Source organism: Herbaspirillum sp. B65, assembly GCF_000333555.1.
In the GTDB taxonomy this organism is placed as follows: domain Bacteria; phylum Pseudomonadota; class Gammaproteobacteria; order Burkholderiales; family Burkholderiaceae_D; genus Herbaspirillum; species Herbaspirillum rubrisubalbicans.
This window is the reverse complement of the sequence record NZ_BADI01000146.1, coordinates 1-5,862: the sequence shown is the minus strand read 5'-3', so window position 1 is coordinate 5,862 and position 5,862 is coordinate 1. Positions and strand designations below refer to the sequence as shown.

General features: G+C 63.0%; 4 protein-coding genes. 1 reads left to right on the top strand and 3 read right to left on the bottom strand.

All coding sequences use genetic code 11. The annotated features are described in order from the left end of the window. The 3 genes from I5W_RS03945 to I5W_RS03935 form a co-directional block, all read right to left on the bottom strand. On the bottom strand, window positions 1-508 hold a 508-nt coding region (locus tag I5W_RS03945; RefSeq protein WP_044528258.1), incomplete at its 3' end, for a tRNA-uridine aminocarboxypropyltransferase. A gap of 301 nt (window positions 509-809) precedes the next feature. Next, complete coding sequence (gene recG / locus I5W_RS03940) at window positions 810-2,906, bottom strand: ATP-dependent DNA helicase RecG (RefSeq protein WP_044528257.1); 2,097 nt, start codon at window positions 2,904-2,906, stop codon at window positions 810-812. Between the two features lie 92 nt (window positions 2,907-2,998). After that, on the bottom strand, window positions 2,999-4,876 hold the full coding sequence (locus I5W_RS03935; protein ID WP_083893453.1) for a DUF4153 domain-containing protein: 1,878 nt from the start codon (window positions 4,874-4,876) through the stop codon (window positions 2,999-3,001). A 153-nt stretch (window positions 4,877-5,029) separates the two neighbouring features. On the opposite strand from I5W_RS03935, the gene queA reads away from it, so the two are divergent. Then, window positions 5,030-5,862, top strand: an 833-nt coding sequence (gene queA, locus I5W_RS03930; RefSeq protein ID WP_044528255.1) for a tRNA preQ1(34) S-adenosylmethionine ribosyltransferase-isomerase QueA, incomplete at its 3' end; no start/stop codon positions are given.

Genomic DNA, 5,862 nt, shown 5'->3' with positions numbered 1-5,862 from the left:
GCGTCGGGCGCCGCAGATCGCGGATGAGCATCATGCGCGGCAGGGTTTGCAGCAGCGGATTTTCGAACAGCATCTTGCGGCTCTTGCGCCAGGTGCCGTCCAGCACCACCAGGCGGATGCGCTTGAGCGGTTCCTGCTCCTCCACCCGCATGGTGCGCGCATCGAAGTAGGTAGTCTCGGCGGTGCTGGCGTCGTCGGTGTAGAGCAACACCGGATGCACGGTTTCGCTATCGGGCACGTTGCGCAGGCGCGAGGGGGCGTGCAGCAGGGTATGCAATTGTTCCGGCTCGAACACCGAGCCCACCACCAGCTTGCTGTAGGGTAGGCTCAGGTGCAGCAGTCGCACGCTGTTCTTGGCATTGCTCACTTCCAGGGGATGCTGCAGGATCAGCACATCGATCGCATGGTCGATGGGCGAGGTCCAGTGGCAGATGCAAGCCGTCAGAGCACGCTGGCAAATCGGGCAGAGCAGCCTGCGGGACGTTTGTTGATCGTGGTTGGAAACCAAAATGTTCAGCCTTTTCTAGTTCTCTATTACGCCATGGTCATCAGGCAAATCGATGGGGTGCTACCGCATAAGCCCGGTGACCGTTATCGATGGTCGAACCCATTCCTCGTGGGCTGTAGATTGGACTCAGTGCTGTATTGCGTCAATCGACATTAAGCGAAGATTTTCTCGATTTTTGCGGATTTTTGATTGGCATTTTGCTCATTGGGGTTTGCAGCCCTTGCCCTTCCTTGCCGCATGGGAGATGCTGAAAACTTTGCCGGTGCCGTTTCCGAGGCCTATTCCGCCCCAGCGCCTGGCCTCAAACCTTCAGGAAATCTTCCCGTCCGCCCAGCCAGCGCGCCAGGTGGCGATCCACGATATCGGGGGCATGTTGCAGCAAGGCCTGGGCGGTATCGCGGGCCTTTTCCACCAGCCACTGGTCGGTGGCCAGGTCGGCAAAGCGCAGCATGGCTTCGCCCGATTGCCTGGCTCCCAGGAATTCACCGGGGCCGCGGATATCCAGGTCGCGCCGGGCGATCTCGAAGCCATCGGTGGTTTCGCGCATGGTCGCCAGGCGCTGCTTGGCGGTGCCGCCCAGCGGTCCCTGATACAGCAGCAGACAGACGCTGGCCGCCGATCCCCGTCCCACGCGGCCGCGCAGCTGGTGCAATTGCGACAAGCCGAAGCGCTCGGCATGTTCGATCACCATCAGCGAGGCATTGGGCACGTCCACCCCCACCTCGATGACCGTGGTGGCCACCAGCAGGTGGATCGCGCCACGGCTGAAACCTTCCATGACCACCTGTTTTTCCACCGGCTTCATGCGGCCATGCACCAGGCCGATCTTCAAGTCCGGCAGCGCCGCTGACAGCGCCGCATGGGTATCGGTGGCAGTTTGCAGTTGCAAGGCCTCGGATTCCTCGATCAGCGGGCAGACCCAGTAGATCTGCTTGCCTTCCAGCGCCGCTGCGTGCACCCGTTCGATGACTTCATCGCGCCGGTTCTGGTCGATCACGCGGGTGACGATGGGCGAGCGCCCCGGCGGCAATTCATCGATGACCGACACTTCCAGGTCGGCGTAGTAGGTCATGGCCAGGGTGCGTGGAATGGGCGTGGCCGACATCATCAACTGGTGCGGCACCGCCGCTGCATCCGGGTCGGCCGCGTTGAAGCTCTTGTTGCGCAAGGCCAGACGCTGCCCCACGCCGAATCGATGCTGCTCGTCCACGATCACCAGGCCCAGGTTCTCGAACTGCACCGTGTCCTGGATCAGCGCATGGGTACCGATGACCAGCCGCGCCGCGCCCGATTCGATATGCGCCAGCGCCTCGGTCTTTTCCTTTTTCTTCTGGCTGCCCGACAGCCACGCCACGCCGATATCGAGCGGCTCCATCCAGGCCGCGATCTTGCGGAAATGCTGCTCGGCCAGGATTTCGGTGGGTGCCATCAGCACCGCCTGGCAACCACTGTCGATGGCCTGGGCGGCGGCCAGCGCGGCCACCACCGTCTTGCCGCTGCCGACGTCGCCCTGCAACAGGCGTTGCATGGGGAAGGACTGGCGCAGGTCGGTGCGAATTTCTTCCAGCACGCGCTGCTGGGCGCCGGTCAACTGGAAGGGCAGTATTTTGGTCAATTCTTCGGTGATACGCCCGCTCACCGGCAGGGCGCGCGCGGTCTTGGCGCGGCGCGCGGCCTGGGCGCGCTTGAGCGAGAGCTGCTGGGCCAGCAGTTCGTCGAACTTCATGCGGATCCAGGCCGGGTGTGATTTTTCGATCAGCGCATGTTCGTCCACGTCCGGTGGCGGGTTATGCAGCAGCCGTACCGAGGGTTCGAAGGCGGCCAGATTGAGGGTCTGTAGCATCGAGGGTGGCAGCGTATCGCTCCAGTCCAGCCGGTTCATGGCATTGGCGATGGCCTTGCGCAGGTAGGCTTGCGACAGCCCTTCGCCGGCCGGATAGACGGGTGTGAGCACGTCCGGCAGGGGCGCGCCTTCATTGACCACCTTGTAGGAAGGATGGACCATCTCGGCACCGAAGAAACCGTGGCGCAATTCGCCGCGCACCCGCACCCGGGTCCCCTCGGCCAGTTGCTTGGTCTGGCTGCCATAGAAATTGAGGAAGCGCAGGGTCAACTGGCCGCTGTCGTCACCGATGGTCACGATCAATTGCCGGCGCGGGCGGAACTGCACTTCACAGGCGCTGACCACGCCTTCCACCTGCACCGTCTGCAAGCCCCGCAGGGAAGCCTGGGCGATGCTCATGAGCGTGGTTTCATCCTCATAGCGCAGCGGCAGGTGCAGCACCAGGTCCATGTCATTGTGCAAGCCCAGCTTGGCCAGCTTGTTCTCGGGCTTGGCGGAAGTGCTGCTGGCCGCCTTGGCGGTCTTGGCGTTGGTCTTTTTCGCGGTAGGTGGCATGGGCGGCATGTCGGCAGAATCGCGCTATTGTACTGTGAATAATTACAGTATCAAGCCTGGCGGATGCCAGCCCTCCTTGCCGCGCCGACTCACTACTGTTCGCAAGTAGCCTCGCCAGGTTTCGACGGCACCAGCGGCACGGCAACCTGGCCCAGGCGCAGCTCGTATTGAGATGACGCTTTCCATTGCAACCCCTTGCCTTCGAGTATGTCGCGCAATAAGGGCAGGCAGGAGCTATCAATAGGGAAAGTCCCGAGGATCTCCCAATCATCCTCGGCATCCTGGGCCAGCAGCATCGGCTTGCTGTACATATCGATGATTAGTAACTGATCGCGTCGCGCGCCCGGCGGCCTGATGAAATAGCCGTCGCATTCGCTGGCCCCGCTGCGCAGACACTCCGGTACCGCGTCATGCCTGACATAAGAGGGCCAATACTTCAGGCTGATCTCTAAAGGCAGCTCGCGGCCCGCAGGATGCATGCGCACATTGCTGCCGACCTCGCGCTTGCGTTCTTCATCGGCGGCGCCGATCTGCCAGCCATTCTTGCTCTGCAATGCCAACTGGCTCTTCTCGCGCAGCGAAGCCAGCTGCGGGTCCGAGCTTTGTGTGATCTCCGCCAGTGCGCGCACCCCATAGCGTTGACCGTCGTCGCGCATGAAGGGCAAGTCCATTTGCTCCGGAGCAATCTGGCCCGAGCGTACTCTGGCCAGTTGATCAGCCACTGCGATGCGCGCCGGATCGGCAAGGGGGCTGAGGGTCGCCAGCGAGACGGCGAGGATCGCGAAACTGGCACTGACGTTGACCGGTGCAAGTCCGGCCAAGCGCTCTGCGCGGCGCAATGCGATCGCGTAGCCGGCAGCATAGATGCTCGCCACGGCGATGCCGAGGGCACCGTAGAGCCGTTCCGGGGTCCAGCCGTACTGGCTGACGCGCAGACCGAGGGCGTAGACGGCCAGTGCCACCAGCGGCAGCAGCAGGGCACAGGCTGCGCGCAGCGACCAGACGATCAGCCGCTCCGGCGGGGCCTCGGTGCTCAGGCCATCCTGATAGACCATGTTGATCAGCACCACCATCAGGGCCGCAGTACCGAGCAAGACGGCAGTGGCATGCCCGGTTACCCACAGCGGCTGCAGACCGTTGGAGCACAGGCTGACCAGAAACCCTGCCACGATCAGTACCGCCAAGGGCAGCAGCCATGACAGCATCGTCAAGAGTAGTTTGCGCATGTTGGCGATGATCGCGGGCTTCACATCGGTGAGGTGCATCGCCGCGGCGCAGGCCAGCGTCGTCACTGGTATGAAGAACCAGGATCGGCCGATGAGGTTGCCCAGGAAATGGATCTTGAGCAGTTCGAACAGGGCTGCACCAGTGAACAGAATGAGCCACAGTGCCGCGATGAACAGCGCAGCGAAAATCACCTGTAGGGACAGTTTCCATGCCCAGGCGAAGTAGCTCGGATAACCGGCTACCCAGCGGCGGTCATGACTGCCCGCCAGTACCATGGCCTGCGCGATGAATAGCCCCAGCGGCAGAAGCAGCATGAGCTGAGGCGACGGGTGGCTGACATAGCGCGCGCTGTCCCGCCAGGCGCCCAGCGCCGGTTCCAGCAGCCACGCACTGAGATCGGTACGCCAGATGTCATGGACCATCAGCGCCGGAATCAGTAGGACCAGCAGCAGCACCCACAAGCCCAGCTTGCGCACGCGCATGTGGGACAGGCCTGAGATGACCATCGTTGGTATGAACAGCCCCATCAACAGCAGACTGTGGAGCAACATGCCGTGCATTGTGAGACGGGTGCGATCCTGCAACTGCTCGGACAAGACGTAGAGAATCAGCCCCTGGACCAGCCCGATGGCGATGCGGGCCACGCCGAGGGCACGCGCGGCGGGAACAGGCTGGCCGGGATCGGCAAGAGCAGGCGAGAGAAGAGAGGGTGTTGTCATTGTGGAAATATGCGTTGTTGTCATGCGCCATCTGGCGGTGGCGCCAGCGGCCAGGAGGCGACCTGTTGGCGTCGAACGCGTAAAATAGCGAGTTTGTCATTCGGTTCGCATCGGTATCCGACGAGATTGCGGAAGACTTTGCTTCCGGCTTGAACGTCCCCACGCGCATTTCATTCCATGTATTCCCTATCCGATTTCGATTTCGCGCTCCCCCCCGAGCTGATCGCCCAGACCCCGCTGGCCGAGCGCAGCGCCTCGCGCCTGTTGCAGGTGCAGGGGGCACAACTGAGCGACCGCCGCTTCTCCGACATCGTCGACCTGCTGCAGCCGGGCGACCTGCTGGTCTTCAACGATACCCGCGTGATCAAGGCGCGTCTGTTCGGCGTGAAGGAAACCGGCGGCAAGATCGAAGCCCTGGTCGAGCGCATCCTCGATGCCCGCACCGTGCACGCCCAGGTGCGTGCGTCCAAGTCGCCGCCACCGGGCACCCGCATCCGCCTGGCCGATGCCTTCGAGGTGACCGTGGGTGAACGTTTCGGCGAGTTCTACACGCTGCATTTCCCGGCAGACGCCTTCGACTTGCTGGAGCAATACGGCAGCCTGCCGCTACCGCCCTATATCGATCATGAGGCCGATGCCTACGATGAGACGCGCTACCAGACCGTCTATGCCAAAGAGCCCGGTGCCGTCGCGGCTCCCACGGCGGGCCTGCACTTCGACCAGACCTTGTTGGAACAATTGTCCGCGCGCGGCGTGCAGCAAGCCTTCGTGACCCTGCATGTGGGTGCCGGCACCTTCCAGCCGGTGCGGGTGGAAGACCTGTCACAGCATCAGATGCACAGCGAGTGGTACACCATCCCGCCCGAGACGGTGGCCGCCGTGCGCGCCACCAAGGCGGCCGGTGGCCGCGTCGTGGCGGTGGGCACTACCAGTATGCGGGCGCTGGAATCGGGTTCGCAAAGCGGGGAACTGAAGGCTGGCAGCGATGACACGCAACTCTTCATCACGCC

Coding starts and splice junctions, on each gene's coding strand:
- recG (WP_044528257.1), bottom strand. CDS start 2,906: ATGCCACCTACCGCGAAAAAGACCAACGCCAAGACCGCCAAGGCGGCC.
- I5W_RS03935 (WP_083893453.1), bottom strand. CDS start 4,876: ATGACAACAACGCATATTTCCACAATGACAACACCCTCTCTTCTCTCG.